Annotated in this window: 17 protein-coding genes; 4 read left to right on the top strand and 13 right to left on the bottom strand. The window is 62.1% G+C overall.

Annotated elements, in window-relative coordinates; all coding sequences use genetic code 11:
- Positions 1-160: 160 nt before the first annotated feature.
- The 5 genes from P3S72_RS28245 to betI form a co-directional block, all read right to left on the bottom strand.
- Positions 161-1,477 (bottom strand): TldD/PmbA family protein, encoded by a 1,317-nt coding sequence (locus tag P3S72_RS28245; protein ID WP_276195236.1) that lies wholly within the window; start codon positions 1,475-1,477, stop codon positions 161-163.
- Positions 1,477-2,919, bottom strand: coding sequence for a TldD/PmbA family protein (locus tag P3S72_RS28240; RefSeq protein ID WP_276195235.1), 1,443 nt, complete (start codon positions 2,917-2,919; stop codon positions 1,477-1,479). Before P3S72_RS28240 ends, P3S72_RS28245 begins: the two co-directional genes overlap by 1 nt.
- Before the next feature lie 205 nt (positions 2,920-3,124).
- Entirely contained in the window at positions 3,125-4,828 is a 1,704-nt protein-coding gene (gene betA / locus P3S72_RS28235) for a choline dehydrogenase (RefSeq protein ID WP_247397767.1), read from the bottom strand.
- A gap of 141 nt (positions 4,829-4,969) precedes the next feature.
- Positions 4,970-6,442 carry a betaine-aldehyde dehydrogenase gene (betB, locus tag P3S72_RS28230; RefSeq protein WP_276195234.1) on the bottom strand — a complete coding sequence of 491 codons (1,473 nt, stop codon included), beginning with the start codon at positions 6,440-6,442 and terminating at the stop codon, positions 4,970-4,972.
- Between the two features lie 110 nt (positions 6,443-6,552).
- The gene (betI, locus tag P3S72_RS28225) at positions 6,553-7,146 is read right to left on the bottom strand and encodes a transcriptional regulator BetI (protein ID WP_276195233.1); all 594 of its coding nucleotides are present in this window, start codon (positions 7,144-7,146) and stop codon (positions 6,553-6,555) included.
- A 390-nt stretch (positions 7,147-7,536) separates the two neighbouring features.
- Here betI and P3S72_RS28220 point away from each other — a divergent pair, with 390 nt between their 5' ends.
- Positions 7,537-9,471, top strand: coding sequence for a BCCT family transporter (locus P3S72_RS28220; RefSeq protein ID WP_276198002.1), 1,935 nt, complete (start codon positions 7,537-7,539; stop codon positions 9,469-9,471).
- A 172-nt stretch (positions 9,472-9,643) separates the two neighbouring features.
- On the opposite strand, the gene choV is transcribed toward P3S72_RS28220, so the two are convergent.
- The 3 genes from choV to P3S72_RS28205 form a co-directional block, all read right to left on the bottom strand.
- The gene (gene choV, locus P3S72_RS28215; RefSeq protein WP_276195232.1) at positions 9,644-10,822 is read right to left on the bottom strand and encodes a choline ABC transporter ATP-binding protein; all 1,179 of its coding nucleotides are present in this window, start codon (positions 10,820-10,822) and stop codon (positions 9,644-9,646) included.
- Positions 10,819-11,667, bottom strand: coding sequence for a choline ABC transporter permease subunit (gene choW / locus P3S72_RS28210; RefSeq protein ID WP_276195231.1), 849 nt, complete (start codon positions 11,665-11,667; stop codon positions 10,819-10,821). Before choW ends, choV begins: the two co-directional genes overlap by 4 nt.
- A 69-nt stretch (positions 11,668-11,736) precedes the next feature.
- Positions 11,737-12,684, bottom strand: coding sequence for a choline ABC transporter substrate-binding protein (locus P3S72_RS28205; RefSeq protein ID WP_276195230.1), 948 nt, complete (start codon positions 12,682-12,684; stop codon positions 11,737-11,739).
- A 424-nt stretch (positions 12,685-13,108) separates the two neighbouring features.
- Between P3S72_RS28205 and P3S72_RS28200 the strand changes: the two genes are divergently transcribed.
- Positions 13,109-14,485: an L-serine ammonia-lyase gene (locus P3S72_RS28200; protein ID WP_276195229.1), complete on the top strand. Its 1,377-nt coding sequence runs from the start codon at positions 13,109-13,111 to the stop codon at positions 14,483-14,485.
- Positions 14,486-15,003: 518 nt separating this feature from the next.
- Positions 15,004-16,107, top strand: coding sequence for a GlxA family transcriptional regulator (locus P3S72_RS28195; protein ID WP_247397746.1), 1,104 nt, complete (start codon positions 15,004-15,006; stop codon positions 16,105-16,107).
- A gap of 94 nt (positions 16,108-16,201) precedes the next feature.
- Here the strand turns inward: P3S72_RS28195 and P3S72_RS28190 are convergent, their stop codons facing one another.
- The 5 genes from P3S72_RS28190 to P3S72_RS28170 form a co-directional block, all read right to left on the bottom strand.
- Positions 16,202-16,465 carry a hypothetical protein gene (locus tag P3S72_RS28190; protein WP_247397743.1) on the bottom strand — a complete coding sequence of 88 codons (264 nt, stop codon included), beginning with the start codon at positions 16,463-16,465 and terminating at the stop codon, positions 16,202-16,204.
- A 97-nt stretch (positions 16,466-16,562) separates the two neighbouring features.
- Entirely contained in the window at positions 16,563-17,060 is a 498-nt protein-coding gene (locus P3S72_RS28185; RefSeq protein ID WP_276195228.1) for a thioesterase family protein, read from the bottom strand.
- Positions 17,061-17,073: 13 nt separating this feature from the next.
- Entirely contained in the window at positions 17,074-18,039 is a 966-nt protein-coding gene (locus P3S72_RS28180; RefSeq protein WP_276195227.1) for an L-carnitine dehydrogenase, read from the bottom strand.
- A gap of 162 nt (positions 18,040-18,201) precedes the next feature.
- On the bottom strand, positions 18,202-19,089 hold the full coding sequence (locus P3S72_RS28175; RefSeq protein ID WP_276195226.1) for a 3-keto-5-aminohexanoate cleavage protein: 888 nt from the start codon (positions 19,087-19,089) through the stop codon (positions 18,202-18,204).
- Between the two features lie 88 nt (positions 19,090-19,177).
- The gene (locus P3S72_RS28170; protein WP_276195225.1) at positions 19,178-20,122 is read right to left on the bottom strand and encodes a choline ABC transporter substrate-binding protein; all 945 of its coding nucleotides are present in this window, start codon (positions 20,120-20,122) and stop codon (positions 19,178-19,180) included.
- Positions 20,123-20,315: 193 nt separating this feature from the next.
- Between P3S72_RS28170 and P3S72_RS28165 the strand changes: the two genes are divergently transcribed.
- Positions 20,316-21,260, top strand: a complete 945-nt coding sequence (locus P3S72_RS28165) for a GlxA family transcriptional regulator (protein WP_276195224.1) — start codon at positions 20,316-20,318, stop codon at positions 21,258-21,260.
- The last annotated feature ends 176 nt before the right edge of the window (positions 21,261-21,436 follow it).

Raw genomic sequence — 21,436 nt, 5'->3', positions numbered from 1 at the left:
CTGATTTAGCTGTAGGACATGTCGAAACAAGACGTCTGAAATCAACACAAAACAATGTGGGAGGGGGCTTGCTCCCGATAGCGGTGTGTCAGTCAGTCCATCGAATACTGACACACCGCTATCGGGAGCAAGCCCCCTCCCACAAGGAGATTGCTGTTGGTTAGAGGGTCAGGGTCAGGCGCTTGACCAACGCCCCCGGCAACAGATTGGACGCGGTATTGCGCTGGCTGTAGGTGCTGGCTGACAGCAGCAATTCGCGCTCCGCGGTCAGCGCTTCGAGCTGTGAGCCGAGCAGGCTGTAGACGCTGTCATCGAAGCGCATGGTACTGACCGGCGCCTTGATCTCGCCGTCTTCCACCCAGAACGTGGCGAACCGGGTCATGCCGGTCAGGCGCGCCGCCGGCAGGTCGGAGTAGTTCAGGTACCACAGGTTGCTGATGTACAGCCCGGTGCCCAATTGCTTGAGGATATCGGCCTGGGCCAGGCTGCCCGCCGCCATCTGCAAGGCGCTGGGGGATTCGTCGCTGCTGGCGCCGTTGGCGCCGAGGCCGTATTCGGCGGCGCTGCGCGAATTGACCAGTTGGCCGTCGGCCTGGCCGGCGTTGATCAGCGTGACGTCACTGCGCGGGTAGCCTTCGCTGGAGAACGCCTCGCTCAGGGAGCCGCTGATGTGCTCATCCACCGTCACCAACGGGCTTAACGCCTGCTCTCCGGCATACAGGCGTTGCAGCGAGCTGCCTTTGCTGGCGATGGCCTGCGCGGAAAAACCGCCCCACGTGATGATGCTGATGATTTCTTCCAGCGCCGCCGGGGCCAGGTAGGCGCGGTATTGTCCTGGCGCCAGTGTGTGCAACGGGCGGCCGAGAAATTCCAGCTGATCGCGGGCTTGCTGGAAGCGCGCGGCGAACTCGGCGCTGTTCCAGGTGTGCCCGGCGTAACTGGCTTTCACCGCTTCGCCGTTGGCGTGGAACAGGCTGAAGTCGAAGTTGAAGCTATTGGCCTGGTGCCAGCCGAACGCCCCGTCGGAACTGGCGAAGCCACGGCTGATCGGGCCGGCGGCGTAGAAGCCGACCAGGTCGACCCCGTGTGCCGCCTGGCTGATGTCTTCGAGCACCTGGCCCAGCTGGGGCAGCGGCCGGGCCTGTTCGTTGTGGCTTTGCCAGGCGTTGTGGTTCAGCAACAGGTAAGGGTCATGCGGCAGCAACGGCAAGGTTTCGCGCAGTTGTTGCAGGCCATCGGCGAGGCGTTGGCGATCCAGCGCCGGTTCGCCGCCGAGGGTGATGCCGAGGTCGGCATGGCGACCGTCGTTGATCAGTTTGAGGTTGAGGCTGGCCTGTTGCACCTGGCCGGCCTGACGCACCTTGGCGTGGTTGAAACGCACGAATTCGGACGACTCTGCGGCATAGCCCAGGTGAAATTGTTCTTTGTCGGTGAGGGCTTGCTTGAGCCACTCCACCAATGCCTTGAAGTGGTTCATCAGGCATCTCCCCCGAATACATCAACGTTGCTGAACACACAGGCCGGCGACGCATGGCCGACGCGGATGACTTGGTTGGGTTCACCCTTGCCGCAGTTCGGCGTGCCCAGGACCTTGAAGGTGCTGGCGTCGCCCACGGCGCTGAGGTTGCGCCAGAACTGCGCGGAAATGGCGCGGTAGTTGGGGTTTTTTACCACGCCCTTGAGTTCACCGTTTTCGATCAACTGGCCCCACTCGCAGCCGAACTGGAATTTGTTGCGTGCATCGTCGATGGACCACGAACGGTTGGTCGACATCAGGATGCCGTGTTCGATGCCGCCAATCAGTTGCGCCAGGCTCTGGTCGCCGGCTTCGATATTCAGGTTGGCCATGCGGTCGATCGGCGGGCGGTTCCAACTGCTGGCACGGCTGTTGGCCACGCCGCCCATGCCGGAACGGAACTGCGACAGCGCGCCGCCCAGTGGCTTGAGCAGCAACCCTTCACGGATCAGGAATTGCTTGCTGGCGGCGGTGCCGTCGTCGTCATGGCTGTAGCTGGCCAGTTGCTCGGGAATGTCCGGGTCGAAGGTCACGTTGAGCAAGGGCGAGCCGTATTGCAGGCGGCCGAAGTCCTCGGCCTTGACGAAGCTGGTGCCGGCGTAATTGCGCTCGTCGCCCAGGATGCGGTCGAGCTCCAGCGGGTGGCCGATCGATTCGTGGATCTGCAGGATCATCTGGTCGGGCATCAGCAACAGGTCGCGCGGGCCCTGGGGCGTGTTCGGTGCCAGCAGCAACTGCAGGGCTTCGTCGGCAATGCGCGGCGCGGCGCCGACCAGGCCGAAGCGGTCGATCACATCGAAGCCACCCTGCTGGCCGAAGTTGCTGCCACCGAAGGTGCGCGACTGGCTGTCGTTGCCGTCGTAGGCGGTGACGTTCACGCCGGGGAATACAAAACGCTGGGCCTGGCGCAGCTCGGCACCGGCACTGTTGAGGTAGATCTGCTCGACGTGGGTCAAGCCGAGGCTGACTTCCCAGTTCACCAGGCGCTCGTCCTGGGGCACGGCAGCGGATTCATCGCCGAGCAACTGGTAGCAGTCGCTCAGGGACGGAAAGGCCTGGGCAAGGTTGGGTGACAGGTAGTCGGCGACATCGCTGGATACGTGTTGATCGCGCAGGTCGAGCAGGGCATGGGGCTTGATCAGGCGTGCTTGCTGTTCGGCACGCTCAAGCGCGGCTTGCAGGCCGGGCAGGGAAATATCGTGGGTCGCGGCGTAGGCTTCGACCCCGTTGACGCGCACGGTGAGCATGGCGCCTTCGTCGTGGTTCAGGTGCGGCGGTGCGGCGACGTTCTTGCGCACCGACAGGTAGTGGCCGGATTCGCGCACGTAACGCAGGGAGAAGAAGTCGGCGGTGGTGCGCAGGGCACTGAAATGCTTTTTGAGTGTGGCGTGGTGGTCGAACATGGGGCCTTCCTTGTGGGCGGCTCAGCGCGGGCAGGGGAACAGAGTAGGCCTGGGCTGGGGGGCGATCAAGGAAAGTGTAGGCGTAAGGTTTGCGGTGTTGGGTCGGGCCTCATCGGGAGCAAGCCCCCTCCCACATTCTGACCGTGTGAACCCGATCAAATGTGGGAGGGGGCTTGCCCCCGATGGCCGCGACACGGTCTTTCAGTTACTGCGCGGTCGGCCCCACTTCACGCATCGGCTTGCCCCGCACTGGCGCATCGCCGGCCACGTAGTAGTCGGCGGTGCTGCGCGGCAGCGGCTGGCGGCCACGGATCTTGTCGGCGATTTTCTCGGCGAGCATGATCGTCGGCGCGTTCAGGTTGCCGGTGGTGATGATCGGCATGATCGACGCATCGACCACGCGCAGGCCTTGCATGCCATGCACGCGGCCTTCGCCATCTACAACCGCCATTTCATCGGTGCCCATCTTGCACGAGCAGGACGGGTGGAACGCCGTTTCGGCGTGCTCGCGGATGAACGTGTCCAACTGCTCATCGGTTTGCACGTCGATACCCGGGCTGATTTCGCGGCCACGGAAGGCGTCGAGTGCGGGCTGCTGCATGATTTCACGGGTCAGGCGGATGCCATCGCGAAATTCCTGCCAGTCCTGCTCGGTGGCCATGTAGTTGAAGAGGATGCTCGGGTAGTCCCGTGGGTTCTTCGATTTCAACTGCACGCGGCCACGGCTCGGCGAACGCATGGAGCCCATGTGCGCCTGGAAGCCGTGTTCTTTCACGCCGTTGCTGCCGTTGTAGTTAATCGCCACCGGCAGGAAGTGGTACTGGATGTTCGGCCAATCGAAGTCTTCACGGGTACGGATAAAACCGCCCGCTTCGAACTGGTTGCTAGCGCCGATGCCGGTGCCGTTGAACAGCCACTCGGCACCGATCGCCGGTTGGTTGTACCAGAGCAGCGACGGGTACAGCGACACCGGTTGGGTGCAGGCGTATTGCAGGTACAGCTCAAGGTGGTCCTGCAGGTTTTCACCGACGCCGGGCAGGTCGTGGACCACCGGGATGTCGAGGCTTTCGAGCAGTTTGGCCGGGCCGACGCCGGAGCGTTGCAGCAGTTGCGGCGAGGCGATGGCGCCGCTGCACACCAGCACTTCTTTACGGGCGCGGGCTTCCACGCGTTCTTCGGCGGCACCGATCAGGTAACGCACGCCAACGGCACGCTTGCCGTCGAACAACACTTTGTCGGTCAGCGCGTGGGTGACGATGGTCAGGGTGGAGCGCTTTTTAGCCGTGTCCAGGTAACCGCGTGCGGTGCTGGCGCGACGGCCGTTTGGCGTGACGGTCCGGTCCATCGGGCCGAAGCCTTCCTGCTGGTAGCCGTTCAGGTCTTCGGTGCGCGGGTAACCGGCCTGCACGCCAGCTTCGACCATGGCGTGGAACAGCGGGTTGTTGCCGGCTTTGGGCGTGGTCACGCTGACCGGACCGTCGCCACCGTGGTAGTCGTTGGGGCCGATGTCGCGGGTTTCGGCCTTACGGAAATACGGCAGGCAGTCCAGGTACGCCCAGTCTTCAAGACCGGGCAGTTTCGACCAGTTGTCGTAGTCCATGGCGTTGCCACGGATGTAGCACATGCCGTTGATCAGGGAAGAGCCACCCAGGCCCTTGCCGCGCCCGCATTCCATGCGGCGGCCGTCCATGTGTGGCTCTGGATCGGTCTCGTAGGCCCAGTTGTAGCGGCGGCCTTGCAGCGGGAACGCCAGGGCGGCGGGCATCTGGGTACGGAAGTCGAGACGGTAGTCAGGACCGCCAGCTTCCAGCAGCAGGACGGTGACGCCTTCGTCTTCGGTCAGACGGGTCGCCAGGGTGTTACCGGCGGAGCCGGCACCCACAATGATGTAGTCGTATTCTTGGGACATGAATGCACCCTCTTTGAAGTGTGGTCAGGTCGGGCCTCATCGGGGGCAAGCCCCCTCCCACCTTTGACTGTGTAAACCCGATCAAATGTGGGAGGGGGCTTGCCCCCGATAGCGGCCTCAAAGGCAATACAAATCTCGGCTTTAGAACACCGAGGCGTAATCGCCCAGCTCAACCTGTACCGATTTGATGCGGGTGAAGTTGTTCAGCGAGCTGATCCCGTTTTCACGGCCCACGCCCGACTGCTTGTAGCCGCCGACCGGCATTTTTGCGTCGGACTCGCCCCAGGCGTTGATCCAGCAGATACCCGCTTCCAACTGATGAATGACGCGGTGGGCGCGGTTCAGGTCCTTGGTCACCAGGCCGGCGGCGAGGCCGAAGTCGGTGTCGTTGGCGCGGCGGATCACTTCTTCTTCCGTCTCATAGGTGAGGATGCTCATCACCGGGCCAAAGATTTCTTCACGGACGATGGTCATCTCGTCGGTGCAGTCGGTGAACACGGTCGGGGCAACAAAGGCGCCTTTGGCGAAGTCGCCCTCGGTCAGGCGGTCGCCGCCGCACAGCACGCGAGCGCCTTCTTCCTTACCTTTGGCGATGTAGCCCAGCACGCTTTCCATGTGGGCGAAACTGACCAGTGGGCCGAAGTTGGTGTTGTCATCTTGCGGGTCGCCAATGCGGATGCGCGCAACACGCTCGGCGATCTTGGCTTCGAACGCGGCTTGCAGGTGCTTGGGTACGAACACGCGCGTGCCGTTGGTGCAGACCTGACCGGAGCTGTAGAAGTTGGCCATCATCGCGATGTCGGCGGCACGATCCAGGTCGGCGTCCTCGAACACGATCAGCGGCGATTTGCCGCCCAGTTCCATGGTCACTTCTTTGAGCGAGGAGCTGGAAGCGCTGGCCATGACTTTCTTGCCGGTGTCGGTGCCGCCGGTGAACGAGACTTTCTCGATGCGCGGGTGCTCGGTCAGCCAGGTGCCGACTTCACGGCCGCTGCCGGTCAAGACGTTGAACACACCGGCTGGAACGCCGGCTTCGGTGTAGATCTCGGCCAGTTTCAGGGTGGTCAGCGAGGTGACTTCGCTGGGCTTGAAGATCATCGCGTTACCGGCAGCCAGGGCCGGTGCGGATTTCCACAGGGCGATCTGGATCGGGTAGTTCCACGCGCCGATACCGGCGACCACGCCCAGCGGCTCGCGGCGGGTGTAGACGAAGGAGGTGTCGCGCAGCGGGATCTGCTCGCCTTCGATGGCCGGCACCAGGCCTGCGTAATATTCCAGCACGTCGGCGCCGGTGACGATGTCGACGTACTTGGTTTCGGAGAAGGATTTACCGGTGTCCAGGGTTTCCAGGGCGGCCAGTTCATCGTTGCGCTCGCGCAGGATGTCGACGGCACGACGCAGGATGCGCGAACGCTCCATGGCGGTCATGGCGGCCCAGATTTTCTGGCCTTTTTCCGCGCTGACCACGGCACGTTCAACGTCATCTTTCGTGGCGCGTTGCACGTTGGCGAGAACTTCACCGTTAGCCGGGTTGATGGCTTCGAAGGTGGCATCGCTGCCGGCATCGCTGTAGCCGCCGTCAATGTAGAGTTTTTGCAGGTCGAAACGGGCCATAAAGTCCTCGCAAGTGCATAAGTGGTTGGCGTTACCCGCCGCAAAGTGGGCCATAGGGGTGTGGCAACACTGAGCGGCAGACGTTCAGGGGTTGAGCGTTTATGTGTGCTCTAACTCACCTGCTTGGCCAATTGGAAATCCATGTATTCGTAAGCGATCCGTTGCGCTTGCGCCGTGTCGAAAGCGTCTCCCGACAGGGCGCCGCGTAGCCACAAACCGTCGATCAAAGCCGCCAGGCCCCGGGCTGCACTGCGCGCTTCAGGCAACGGCAGCTCACGGCGGAACTGGCAGCACAGGTTGGAATACAGACGTTGATCGTTGATCCGCTGCAACCTGTGCAAAGACGGGTGGTGCATGCTGGCGGCCCAGAAGGCCAGCCAGGTTTTCATTGCCGGTCCATTGACCTGGCTGGCATCGAAGTTGCCCCCGATGATTACCTGAATGTGTGCCCGCGGGCTGTCATCGTTCAGCGCCAGCCTGCGTTCATGGACGTTATCGATCAGCACATTCATCAGGTAGCGCATCGTCGCGGCGATCAGGCCGTTCTTGTCCTTGAAGTAGTGACTGATGATGCCGTTCGAAACGCCGGCCAAACGGGCGATCAGCGCAATGCTGGCATCTCCCATTCCGACTTGATCGATGGCCGTCAGCGTGGCTTCGATCAGTTGTTGGCGGCGTATGGGTTGCATACCGACCTTGGGCATGGAGTACCTCTCCTCAGGCCTGTCGGCGGGCGATAACGTCCGTCGACTTGATGGCCAGTCTATTTTGTTTTGATTGAACGTTCAATCAACAAAGAATAAGCTCTGCGACAAATTGCCGCTGCCTGCCGGTATTTCCTACGGGTAGGTGGCGACATCTGACACCTGCAAAAACCCTTGAAACAGGCCATTTCAGAGCCTGAACACCGCCTCGGCGGCCTCAAGAATTTTCGGGGTGTCTTTATAACACCCGTCCGTCGACTGCCGAAAAATCGATGAGCACGGGATCACCGTTGCCTTGTGTTTCTCTCTCGCACTGCCTGGAGCATCTGCGCCATGAGTTCTGCCTCTCTAATAAAGACCTCACCGGAAAAGGTGCGGGTCAACGGTTGGGTGTTCTACACCTCCACCGCGCTGATTCTGTTGTTGACCGCCATTTTGATCATCGCCCCGCAAGAGGCCGGCCGGGTGCTCGGCGTGGCGCAGGCATGGTTATCGAAAAGTTTCGGCTGGTACTACATGCTGGTGATCGCCGCCTACCTGGTGTTCGTGGTCGGCCTGGCGTTTTCGTCCTACGGCAAGTTGAAACTGGGCAGCAAGGACGACACCCCGGACTTCAGCTACGGCGCCTGGGCCGGCATGCTGTTCTCGTCGGGTATCGGCATTTCGCTGCTGTACTTCGGCGCCTCGGAGCCGTTGGACCATTACTTCAACCCGCCTGAAGGCGCGGCCGCCAGCAACGGTGCGGCGCGCCAGGCGCTGCAATTGACCTTCCTGCACTGGGGCCTGCACGGCTGGGCGATCTATGCCCTGGTCGGCCTGGCCGTGGCGTACTTCGCCTATCGGCACAACCAGCCGCTGGCCCTGCGTTCGGCGTTGTACCCGCTGGTGGGCGAGCGTTGGGTCAAAGGCGCGGCCGGCCACGCGGTGGACGGGTTCGGCATGTTCGTGACCCTGCTGGGCCTGGTGACCAACCTCGGTATCGGCGCGATGCAGGTATCGTCCGGCCTGGAAAACCTGTTCGGCATGCAGCACAACAACACCAACCTGCTGATCGTGATCATCGTGATGAGCACCGTGGCGACCATTGCCGCCGTGTCGGGGGTGGAAAACGGCATTCGTCGCCTGTCCAACCTCAACATCGTGTTGTTCAGCGGCTTGCTGATCTTCGTGCTGTTGTTCGGCCCGACCTTGCACCTGCTCAACGGCCTGGTGCAGAACACCGGTGACTACCTCGACGGCATCATCCTGAAAACCTTCGACCTGTACGTGTACGCCGGCGACGCCGACAAGACCGAACGCTGGATGGGCCTGTGGACTCTGTTCTATTGGGCTTGGTGGATTTCCTGGGCGCCATTCGTGGGCATGTTCATCGCGCGGATTTCCCGTGGTCGCACGGTGCGTGAACTGGTGGCCGGGGTGCTGCTGATTCCGCTGGGCTTCACCCTGGCGTGGTTGTCGATCTTCGGTAACTCGGCCCTGGACCTGGTGTTGAACCAGGGGGCGGTGGAGTTGGGCAAGACGGCGCTGGAACAACCGTCGATGGCCATCTACCAGTTGCTGGAGCATTACCCCGCGTCGAAAATCGTCATCGGTGTGTCTATTTTCGTGGGTTTTGTGCTGTTCCTGACCCCGGCGGATTCCGGCGCGGTGATGATGGCCAACCTTTCCTGCACAGGCGGCAACGTGGACGAAGATGCGCCGCACTGGCTGCGGATCTTCTGGTCGGCGGTGATCACCCTGGTGACCATCGGCCTGCTGTTTGCGGGTAACTTCGAAGCCATGCAGACCATGGTGGTGCTGGCGGGGCTGCCGTTCTCGGTGGTGCTGATTGTGTTTATGTTCGGTTTGCACAAAGCGATGCGCCAGGACGCGGCGACGGAGCTGGAGCAGGCGCAATTGGCCGAGCGTGGCCGTCGTGGTTTCAGCGAGCGCTTGACCGCCCTGGACCTGCAACCGAGCCAGTCCACCGTGCAACGCTTTATGGACAAGCACGTCACGCCGGCGCTGGAACACGCGGCGACGGCGTTGCGCGACCAGGGGCTGGAGGTGCAGACGCTGTTGGGCAAATCCAAGCGTTGCATCGGCGTGCGCATCGAGATGGAAGAGGGCAACCCGTTTGTCTACGAAGTGAGCCTGGACGGCTACGCGGTGGCGTCGGACGAGCCGCCCGAGGCAGAGCGCACCCGTTACTACCGTGCCGAGGTGTACCTGCACAACGGGCCTCAGGAATACGACCTGATGGGCTTCGCCCAGGAACAGATCACCCGGGACGTGCTCGATCAGTTTGAAAGCCATCGGCAGCTCCTTGGCCGTGTCTATAGCTGATAGGTAAAAACGGGTGGCGTCGTCACTGACACCATCTGGTCAAAATGTGGGAGGGGGCTTGCCCCCGATAGCAGTGTGTCAGTCAGTTCATCTGTTACTGATACACCGCTATCGGGGGCAAGCCCCCTCCCACATTTTGACCCTGTTTCTTCAATGGCTTTTGCGGTGTCTGTTAACCGAGGTTTTTGCCTAATAACGCGTGGTACAACTCGCTGTCGCCAAGAATCCCCACCACCTTGTTGTTGTCATGCAACACCAGCTTGTTCCCCGTCTGGTAGCGAATCTGCAACGCATCGCGCATGCCGATGTTCGAATCCACCAGTGTCGGCACGCGGCCCAGGCCTTCCACGGGTTGCCCCGGTGCCCAGTTCTGCAGGTTCATCACCACGCCATTCTGGCGCGCGCCCTGGAGGGTGTTGCCTTCGGCCAGGTCCAGCCACGAGTCGCCGCTCGGATCAAGACACACCGAACCGTTGACGCGTTTGCAGTTGTCCAGCGTGCGCATCAGGCTGCGCCCGCATAGCACGTTCAGCGGGTTGGTATGGGCGACGAAGGTGCGCACATAGTCATCCGCCGGGTTCAGCACGATCTCTTCCGGCACGCTGTACTGGATGATCTTGCCGTCTTTCATGATCGCGATGCGGCTGCCGAGCTTGAGGGCTTCGTCAAGGTCGTGGCTGACGAACACGATGGTCTTGCTCAGCTTGCGTTGCAGTTCCAGCAACTCGTCCTGCAGGCCTTGGCGGATCAGCGGGTCGAGGGCGGAGAAGGGTTCGTCCATCAGCAGGATGTCGGCGTCCATCGCCAACGCGCGGGCCAGGCCGACGCGCTGCTGCATACCGCCGGAGAGTTCGTCGGGCTTCTTGTTGCGCCATTGGGTCAGGCCCACCAGTTCGAGCTTTTCGTCCACCAGCTTGCGCCGGTCTTTCTCCGGGAGGCCCTGCATTTCGAGGCCGAAGCTGATGTTCTCGCGCACCGTCAGCCAGGGCATCAGGGCGAACTTCTGGAACACCATGGCGATGCGTTTGGTGCGCATCATTTTCAGCTCGGCCGGGGTGCAGGAGGCGATGTCGATCTGGCGCCCTTCATGCTCGACGAACAACTGGCCACGGCTGACGGTGTTGAGGCCGTTGATGCAGCGCAGCAGGCTCGACTTGCCAGAGCCCGACAGGCCCATCAGCACACAGATCTCGCCTTTTTCTACATCCAGGCTGGCTTTTTCAACACCGACGATCTGGCCGGTCTTTTTCAGGATCTCGTTACGGCTCATGCCCTGGTCCAGCAGCTTGAGCGCTTCGCGTGGGTCTTTGGAGAAGATCACGTCGACATTGTCGAATCGGATAATGCTCATGCATCACCCCCTACTTTCTTGGCGTCGGGTTGTTTGCAGATGCGGTCGAGCATGATGGCCAGCAGCACGATCGCCAGGCCGGCTTCAAAGCCCAGGGCGATGTCGGCGGTGTTCAGTGCGTTGACCACCGGCTTGCCGAGGCCGTCGGCACCCACCAGGGCGGCGATCACCACCATCGACAGCGACAGCATGATGCATTGGGTAATGCCGGCAGCAATACTCGGCATGGCGTAGGGCAGTTCAATGCGCGAGAGCAACTGACGGCGCGAGCAGCCGAAGGCCTTGCCGGCGTCCATCAACTCTTGCGGGACATCACGGATACCCAGGTAGGTCAGACGGATCGGCGCGGCAATCGCGAACACCACCGTGGAAATCAACCCGGGCACCACACCCAGCCCGAAGAGGGTCAGGGTAGGGATGAGGTAGACGAAGGTCGGTACGGTCTGCATCAGATCGAGCACCGGCCGCATCAGGGTGTAGAACAGCGGTTTGTGCGCGGCAACAATGCCCAGCGGCACACCGATGACCACGCAGACCAGGGTGGCGAACAGCACCTGCGCCAGGGTCTCCATGGTTTCCTGCCAGTACCCCAGGTTGAGGATCAGCAGGAAGGAGGCGATGACAAACACCGTCAGGCCCCATTTACGTTGAATAAAGTGAGCGAGTAGCGCAATCAGACCGATCAATGCCAGCGGATTGAACCAGGTCAGCGCGAACGTCACGCCGTGGATCATCGTTTCCAGTGCCGATGCGATTGCGTCGAAGTAGTTGGCGCCATGTTGGGTCAACCATTCGACGAAGGCAGCGATGTACTGGCCTAGTGGGATTTTCTGTTCAGTCAGCATGGTAGTGAATGTCCACATGCGAAGGGGGAAAACATCCCGGGGCAGCGCACCGCCCCGGGGTCAGCGGTGCTACTGGGCTAGGTAGGCTTTCACGGCGTCGAGTCCAGGTTTGCCATCAACGGTGGTGACACCGGCGAGCCAGGTGTCGAGCACTTGCGGGTTCTTCTTCAGCCAGGCTTTCGCTGCGGCGTCGGGTTTCATCTTGTCGTCCAGGACGTTACCCATCAGGGTGCTTTCCATGTTCAGCGTGAACGACAGGTTTTTCAGCAACTGGCCGACGTTGCTGCATTCCTGGGTGTAGCCCTTGCGCACGTTGGTGTAGATGGTGGCCTGGCCGTAGTTGGGGCCGAACGAATCGTCACCACCGGTCAGGTACTTCATCTTGAAGCGGGTGTTCATCGGGTGTGGTTCCCAGCCGAGGAACACGATGGCCTTGCCGCGCTTGGTGGCGCGTTCGACCTGCGAGAGCATCCCGGCTTCGCTGGACTCGACCACTTTGAAACCGGCCGACTTCAAGCCAAACGCGTCTTTGTCGATCAGCGTTTGAATGGTGCGGTTGCCGTCGTTGCCGGGTTCGATGCCGTAGATTTTGCCTTCCAGCTCATCCTTGAATTTGGCGATATCGGCGAAGTCTTTCAGGCCTTTGTCATACAGCGCCTCAGGGACGGCCAGGGTGTACTTGGCGTTCTCCAGGTTGGCGCGCACGGTTTCCACGGTGCCGGCATCACGGTACTGCTTGATGTCGTTTTCCATGGTCGGCATCCAGTTGCCGAGGAAGATGTCCATGTTCTTACCGTCGGCCAGCGACTTGTAGGTCACGGGTACCGAAATCATCGTGGTGCGCGGCTTGTAGCCGAGGCCCTTGAGGATTTCGCTGGTGGTCGCGGTCGTCACGGTGATGTCGGTCCAGCCGACATCGGAGAAGTTAACGGTTTGACATTGTGCCGGTTCTGCAGCGTGCGCCAGGACTGGCAGACTCAGCATGGCGGCCAACAACAACGAGGGTGAACCTTTCATGGGGCTAGACTCCTGTGTGTTTTGTGGCGGCATTCGCCGCGCTTTATAAGTGTTGCGGTTGGAACGTGCTTTGAAACGGCGGCACGGTGCCTTGCAAACGAGTCGAGACTGATCATGTACCAGTGAAAATCTGACGCCTACAGGGGGCGTCGTATCCAGTACAGGCAGGGTCGCATCCAGTGTCGGTGACGTCGTTTACAGGTTTTTCCCACGGCTAAACGGCTGTTTTTGCCCATCTGCACCGCTAAAAACGCCCAAAACAGGCCATTGCTCGTGAGCGACGCTGGTGAGCATGGTTGCGTCGGTGTGAGACGCCGTGATGACGGATAAAAGCCTGATGATGCCGCCATCTGGGCCGTCTGGGCGATCTGAGCGTAGCAGCTCGTTCAAGCCTGGCCTGTGCTTATCGAGGAGTTTCACGGCAATGGCTATCAGCGTTTTCGACCTGTTCAAGATCGGCATCGGGCCTTCGAGTTCTCACACCGTCGGCCCCATGCGCGCCGCAGCGTTGTTCGTTCAACGGTTGCGTGAACGTGAACTGTTGGAGCAGGTGCGGCGCGTCGAAGTTCAGCTTTACGGCTCACTATCGGCCACCGGCATCGGCCACGGCAGCGATACCGCGACGATAATGGGCCTGATGGGCGAGTGGCCGGACGCAATCGATCCGGCGCAGATCGGCCTGCGTATCCAAACCCTGCGCGAGACCGACACGCTGCTGTTGGACGGGCGTTTGCCGGTGCCTTTCGTCTGGGCACGGGACATGCGCCTGCTCGACGAAAACCTGCCGTTCCATCCCAATGCCATGACCCTGGTGGTGTTCGGCGACGACGGCGAGTTGCATCGCAATACCTACTACTCGGTCGGCGGCGGTTTTGTGGTGGATGAAGCCCAGGCCCAAAGCGGCGTGGCGGATCTGGATCGCACCGAGTTGCCCTATGAGTTTTCCAGCGCGGTGGAGCTGTTGCAGTTGTGCAACAGCCACAATCTGCGCGTCTGCGAGCTGATGCTGGCCAACGAAAAAGTCTGGCGCAGCGAAGATGAAATCCGCAGCGGCCTGATGACGCTCTGGCGCGCCATGCAGGCGTGCGTGGAGCAGGGCCTCAAGCACGAAGGTATCCTGCCCGGCGGCCTGAATGTGCGCCGTCGCGCCGCCAAGTTGCACCGCAGTTTGCAGGAGCTGGGCAAGCCCAACGTGATCGGCTCGACCTTGAGCGCGATGGAGTGGGTCAACCTGTTCGCCCTGGCGGTCAACGAAGAAAACGCCGCCGGTGGGCGCATGGTCACCGCACCGACCAATGGTGCGGCGGGGATCATCCCGGCGGTGCTGCACTACTTTATGAAGTTCAGCGACGAAGTCACCGAAGCCAACGTGGTCGACTATCTGCTCAGCGCGGCGGCGGTCGGGATTCTGTGCAAGAAGAACGCGTCGATCTCCGGGGCCGAAGTCGGTTGCCAGGGCGAGGTCGGCTCAGCCTGCGCCATGGCGGCGGCGGGGTTGGCAGAGATTCTCGGCGCCACCCCGGAGCAACTGTGCAACGCCGCCGAAATCGGCCTGGAACACAACCTCGGCCTGACCTGCGACCCGGTGGGCGGGCTGGTGCAAGTGCCGTGTATCGAGCGCAATGCGATTGCCGCAGTGAAGGCGATCAACGCGGCGCAGATGGCCCTGCGCGGCGATGGCCAGCACTTCATCTCCCTGGACCGGGTGATCCGCACCATGCGCGATACCGGGGCGGACATGCATGACAAGTACAAAGAGACGTCGCGCGGTGGGTTGGCGGTCAGTGCGGTTGAGTGCTGAGACCGCGTCGCCTGCATCGGGAGCAAGCCCCCTCCCACACTCGACTGCATTCCAAAGGTGGAACTCGGTCGAGTGTGGGAGGGGGCTTGCCCCCGATAGCGCCAGTCCAAACAACCCTGCTCATAAAGTGAACACCAGAACCAAAAGCGCCACCTTTTAGCGCGTCGCAAACAGATAAGTACCCCCCACACACTTTCCCCTTCGACCAGCCGTCACCCGTGCTTGTGGTGACAGGCGCCGCCCTCACCCTCAAAGCGCCTACCCACAAGTGCTACCGATCTGCTCACGGCCCTTGAACGGAGCCGCTTCGGCGTTCGATTCGGGGCATATCCCGCACTTCGCACAGGGGCTTGTCTAGACACATCAAGAGGTCGTTTTCAGGAGTTATTGAATGGCCATTCAATTTTAGGCATGGCATTTGCTCTATCCATTCAAAGCCTCTCTCCGCGCTGGAGCAGAACGCAATAACAAGAGCCTCGCCTGAGGCCATCACCCGCTTTGTGTGAGGAGATACCGCGATGACGTCGTTCAACTCCGGGGCCCAACCCCAGAACCGTGCGCCTCAATCCATCGGCTTTTTGCTGCTGGACAATTTCACGCTGATTTCCCTGGCTTCGGCAGTGGAACCGCTGCGCATGGCCAACCAGTTGTCCGGCCGCGAGTTGTATCGCTGGACCACCCTGAGTGTCGACGGTAACCAGGTATGGGCCAGCGACGGTCTGCAAATCACGCCCGATGCCTCCATGCACAAAGCCCCGGCCCTGGACACTGTCATCGTGTGCGGCGGCGTGGGTATCCAGCGCACCGTCACCCGTGAACATGTGTCGTGGCTGCAAAGCCAGGCGCGCCAGTCGCGTCGCCTTGGCGCGGTGTGTACCGGCAGTTGGGCCCTGGCCTGCGCCGGGTTGCTCGATGGCTTCGATTGCAGCGTTCACTGGGAATGCCTGGCGTCGATGCAGGAAGCCTTCCCGCGTGTGTCGATGAGCACGCGCCTGTTCACCCTCGACCGCAACCGCTTCACCAGCTCCGGCGGCACCGCGCCGCTGGACATGATGCTGCACCTGATCAGCCGCGACCACGGCCGTGAACTGTCGGCGGCGATCTCCGAGATGTTCGTGTACGAGCGCATCCGCAATGAACAGGATCACCAGCGTGTGCCGCTCAAGCACATGCTCGGCACCAACCAGCCGAAGTTGCAGGAAATCGTCGCGCTGATGGAAGCCAACCTCGAAGAGCCGATCGACCTGGATGAGCTGGCGGTGTACGTCGCCGTTTCGCGGCGCCAGTTGGAGCGGCTGTTCCAGAAATACCTGCACTGCTCGCCGTCGCGCTACTACCTCAAGCTGCGCCTGATTCGCGCACGGCAGTTGCTCAAGCAAACGCCGATGTCGATCATCGAAGTGGCGTCGGTATGCGGGTTCGTGTCCACGCCGCACTTCTCCAAGTGCTACCGCGAATACTTCGGTATTCCGCCACGGGATGAGCGCGTCGGCTCCAACACCACCCAGCAAGTGGCGATGATGCCGATTCCGCCAGCGCTGGTGTTGTCACCGTTGTCGGGGCCGATGTCGGCGTTGAGCCAGGCGCGGAACGAGTCGACGTTTGCCAGTGTAAGGCTCTAAACCGAGTCGCCTGCATCGGGGGCAAGCCCCCTCCCACATTTGAATTGTGAATACCTTCGAAGGTGGGAGGGGGCTTGCCCCCGATAGCGGTCTGTCAGGCGCCAGATTTCTGTTTGAACTGCATCAGCGCCGGCAACAACTGCTTATCGATCGCCTGCCGCACCGCCGGCAAAATCGTCGCGCTGCCGCTGTACATCTGCTCAACCATCTTCTTGAGCGCCTTGGCCCGTGCCTCGCTCAAACCGCGTACCGCACATTCACAGGCCTGCTCGGCGCTGGCGCCGCTGGACACCTCGAAACCCAGCGAGCGCAGTTGGTTCAGCAGGTCATCCTGGTCAATCAAATCCGCGTGCATCATGACGTTTATCCTGGTGAAGGGAGCGGGGGGATTGATTTGGATTCTGGTAGCCGCCCAAGCGGTCGGCAAGGGCAGAATGCACGAATGGCTCAGATGGCTATGAACAGGTCGTTTTCGGGCTATTGGGCGCGGGCAGGCCAATGACGCGGCCGAGGAGGGCGGGCCTGGGCAGGTCGACTTGCGCGGCGCGGATGGCCGCGAGTCGTTCCAGCGTCGCCTCGGTGAACGGCGCCGAGCGCGGCCCGGCGAGGTCGACGTGCAGCAGCATCTGTTCGTTGCCCGCCAGTTCCTTGTCGTCGCTCACCCAGTGCAGGCTGTGATAAAGGTGCAGGCGCTTGGCATCGTGCGCGATCAGTTGGGTGCGCACCTCGACCTCGGCGCCGAGTTTCACTTCGTGCAGGTAGTTCAGGTGCAGCTCCAGGGTGAACAGCGAATGGCCGCTGGCGGCGCGGTTTTCGCTGTCCAGGCCCAGGGTGTCCATCAACGCGTCGGTGGCGTAGCTGAAGATCAGCAGGTAGAACGCGTCGCGCAGGTGGCCGTTGTAGTCCACCCAGTCGGGGTGGACCTGTGTGGTGTAGGTGGTCAGTGCGGGCATGCTGGGGTTTCCCTTATTCGGCGAAGGTCATGCCGTGCTTGGCTTTGGTGGTCTTCACCGCTTCCAGTACCGCCAGCAGGCAATCATCACGATAGCGCTCCAGCGCCGAAATGCTGTGTTGGCCCAACTGAGCGCGGGTGCCGTCGACCACATCGTCGATCAACTTGTCGGTCAGCTCCGGTGCCGGCAGGTAGGTCCACGGCAACTGCAACGCCGGGCCGAACTGCGCCATGAAGTGGCGCATCCCGGCATCGCCGCCGGCCAGGGTGTAGGTCAGGAACGTGCCCATGAACGACCAGCGCAAGCCGGCGCCAAAACGGATCGCGTCATCGATCTCGCCGGTGGTGGCGACGCCATCGTTGACCAGGTGCAGCGCCTCACGCCACAAGGCTTCGAGCAGGCGGTCGGCGATAAAGCCGGGGACTTCCTTGCGCACATGCAACGGGCGCATGCCCAGGGATTGATACACCTTGATCGCCGCCTGGATTGCCTCGGGCGCGGTGTTTTTGCCGCCCACCACTTCCACCAGCGGCAGCAGGTACACCGGGTTGAACGGGTGGCCGACCACGCAGCGTTCAGGGTGGGTCGAGCCCTCGTAGAATTCGCTGGGCAACAGGCCCGAGGTGCTCGAACCGATCAGTGCATTGGGCTTGGCCGCCGCGCTGATTTTGCCGTGCAGCTCCAGTTTCAGCGCCAGGCGTTCCGGGGCGCTTTCCTGGATGAAGTCGGCGTCTTTCACGCAGGCTTCGATGGTGCTGACAAAGCGCAGGCGCTGCTGGGAGGCGCCGGGAGCCAGGCCTTGTTTCTCCAGGGCGCCCCAGGCATTGGCGACGCGTTGGCGCAGCGCGGCTTCGGCGCCGGGCGCGGGGTCCCAGGCCACCACATCGAGGCCGTGGGCGAGGGCGCGGGACACCCAGCCGCTGCCGATCACACCGCTGCCGAGGGCGGCGAAGGTTTTGATATCTGTAATAAAGCGCATGGCGACATTCCTGAATAGTGTGATGTACCCCTGTGGGAGGGGGCTTGCCCCCGATAGCGGTGGATCAGCAGCGAATGCATCGACTGGTACACCGCTATCGGGAGCAAGTCGAATCGTCGCACCGCCCCTCCCACAGGTTTTGATCCGGTTTGGGCAGGGGGGTTAACCGCGTTTTTTGAGGCCCATTTTTATGCGCCCTTCGGCCGGGGTCATGACCCGCGCGCCCAGGCGGCTGAGGATTTCACTGGCGCGTTCCACCAGTTGACCGTTGGTTGCCAGTACGCCCTTGTCCAGCCACAGGTTGTCTTCCAGGCCGACCCGCACGTTGCCGCCCAGCAGCACCGCCTGCGCCGCCATCGGCATTTGCATGCGGCCGATGCCGAAGCCGGCCCACACCGCGTCGGCGGGCAGGTTGTCGACCATGGCTTTCATGGTGGTGGTGTCGGCCGGCGCGCCCCACGGGATGCCCAGGCACAGTTGGAACAGCGGGTCGTCGAGCAGGCCTTCCTTGATCATCTGCTTGGCGAACCACAGGTGGCCGGTGTCGAAGATTTCCAGCTCGGCTTTTACGCCCAGTTCCTGGATACGTTTGGCGCCGGCCCGCAACTGGGCCGGGGTGGACACGTAAATGGTGTCGCCATCGCCGAAGTTCAGCGTGCCGCAGTCCAGCGTGCAGATTTCCGGCAGCAGCGCTTCCACATGGGCCAGGCGGGTCAGCGGGCCGACCAGGTCGGTGTTGCTGCCGAATTCCATCGGGTTTTCGCCGCCGCCGATCTCCAGGTCGCCGCCCATGCCGGCGGTGAGGTTGACGATGATGTCGACGTCGGCCTCACGGATGCGCTCCATCACTTCGCGGTACAAGGCGACGTCGCGGCTGAACTTACCGGTCTCGGGGTTGCGCACATGGCAATGCACTACGGTGGCGCCGGCCTTGGCGGCTTCCACGGCGGCGGCGGCGATTTGTTTGGGGGTGACCGGCACATGGGGGCTTCTGGCGCTCGTGTCGCCAGCACCGGTGAGTGCGCAGGTGATGATGACGTCATGGTTCATCGGGGAGGTTCCTTACAGGCGTGTGATTTCAAGGCGTAGGGCGCCGTTCGCGGTCAGGGACGACCGCGAAACGGTGAGTCAAATACAGTTATTTGCCGGTCAGTTGCAGGTTGGCGGCGGCCGGTTTGCCGTCGAAGGTGGTCACGCCTTCGAGCCAGCGCTGCTGGTCTTGCGGGTGGTCCTTGAGCCACTGCTTGGCGGACTCGAATGCGTCTTTGTGATCCAGCAACGGCTGCATCATTCGGCTCTCGTCGGCGGCGGTGAAGGTCAGGTTGGTCAGCAGCTTGTGGACGTTGGGGCACTGCTCGGCATAGGTCGGCGAGGTGACGCTCCACACGGTGGCCATGCCTTCGTTCGGGCCCAGGGCGTCTTCGCTGCCGGTGAGGTAGGTCATCGCCACATTGACGTTCATCGGGTGCGGCGCCCAGCCGAAGAACACCACGGCTTCCTTGCGGCGCACCGCGCGGTCGACGGCGGCGAGCATGCCGGCTTCGCTGGACTCCACCAGCTGGAATTTGCCCAGGCCGAACTGGTTCTTGGCGATCATCGCTTTGATCTGGGTGTTGGCGCCCGAACCCGGCTCGATACCGTAGAGCTTGCCGCCCAGTTCTTTCTCGAACTTGGCGATGTCGGCGAAGGTTTTCAGGCCTTTGTCCGCCAGATACGTCGGCACCGCCAGCGTTGCGCGTGCGTCTTCCAGGCTCGGTTTGTCGAGGACCTTGACCTGCTTGGCGTCGACGAACGGGGCGATGGTCTGGGTCATCAGCGGGTTCCAGTAGCCGAGGAACAGGTCCAGGCGCTGGTCGCGGATACCGGCGAAGATGATTTGCTGGGACGCGCTGGTTTGTTTGGTCTTGTAGCCGAGGCCGTCGAGCAACACTTGGGTCATGGCGCTGGTGGCGATGACGTCGGTCCAGTTCACCACGCCCATGCGCACGTTCTGGCAGGAGGGTGCGTCGGCCGCGAGGACGCTGGTGCTCAAGATGGCGCTGGCGCTGAATGCGAGCACGCAGCGGCTGATCAGTCGGTTCATGGTGGTTCCCTCGGCAGGTCGTTATTGTGGGGGCCGGCGTCTTTATGCGCCGTGCGATCACGTTACGCAGCTTGAGGGGCGACAAAACGCACGGCGGCGACCGGCTCTTGCACTGCGGCGACCTGTGCTCTTGAATGGGCCGTTGAACTGGCGTATCACAGTGACCACGCTGGCGGTCCGACGAGAGCGCACCATGTCCCAGGATTTCTACTTTCTGCTGATGCCGGGGTTCTCGGCCATCGGCTTTATCTCTGCGCTCGAACCGCTGCGGGTGGCCAACCGCTTTCGTGGCGAGTTGTACCGCTGGCATGTATTGAGCGCCGATGGCGGCGCGGTGCTGGCGAGCAATGGCATGTCGGTCAACGCCGACGCCGCGCTGGAGCCGCTGAAAAAGGGCGCGACGCTGATGGTGGTCGCCGGTTTCGAACCGCTCAAATTCGCCACCCCGGCCCTCGAACACTGGCTGCGCCGCCTCGACTATGACGGCGTGACCCTTGGCGCCATCGACACCGGCGCCTGCATCCTGGCCGAAGCCGGGCTGCTCGACGGCCACCGTCTGACCCTGCACTGGGAAGCCATCGACGCGTTCAAGGAAGCGTATCCACAGCTGACGGTGACCCAGGAACTCTTCGAGATCGACCGCCGCCGCATCACCTGCGCCGGCGGCACCGCCTCCATCGACCTAATGCTCGACCTGATCAGCCAGGCCCATGGGCCCGAGTTGGCGATCCAGGTGTCCGAACAATTCGTGCTCGGGCGCATCCGCCCACGCAAAGACCACCAGCGCATGCAGATCGTCACGCGCTACGGCATCAACAACAAGAAGTTGGTGCAGGTGATCGGCGAGATGGAACAACACACCGAGCCGCCGCTGAGCACCCTGGCCCTGGCCGAGGCGATCAAAGTGACGCGACGCCAATTGGAGCGGCTGTTTCGCCTGCATCTGAACGACACACCGAGCAAATTCTACCTCGGCCTGCGCCTGGAAAAAGCCCGGCAACTGCTGCGCCAGAGCGACATGAGCGTGCTGGAGGTGAGCCTTGCCTGCGGGTTTGAGTCGCCGTCGTATTTCACCCGCCGTTATCGGGCGCGGTTTGCCAAGTGTCCGCGGGAGGATCGGCGACGGGAGGTGGTTTGAACGTAGTTCCTACACGCGACAACGATCAAATGTGGGAGGGGGCTTGCTCTCGATAGCGCAGTGTCAGCTACTCATGTGCTGCTGATCCACCGTCATCGGGAGCAAGCCCCCTCCCACATTGGGTTTTCGGTGTGGCTTATTTCTTTACCAGGGCCGAACACGCCGCCTTGAAGGCT

It is taken from the genome of Pseudomonas sp. D3, from assembly GCF_029320995.1.
GTDB classification, from domain to species: domain Bacteria; phylum Pseudomonadota; class Gammaproteobacteria; order Pseudomonadales; family Pseudomonadaceae; genus Aquipseudomonas; species Aquipseudomonas paraveronii.
This window is presented reverse-complemented; position numbering and strand designations above follow the sequence as displayed.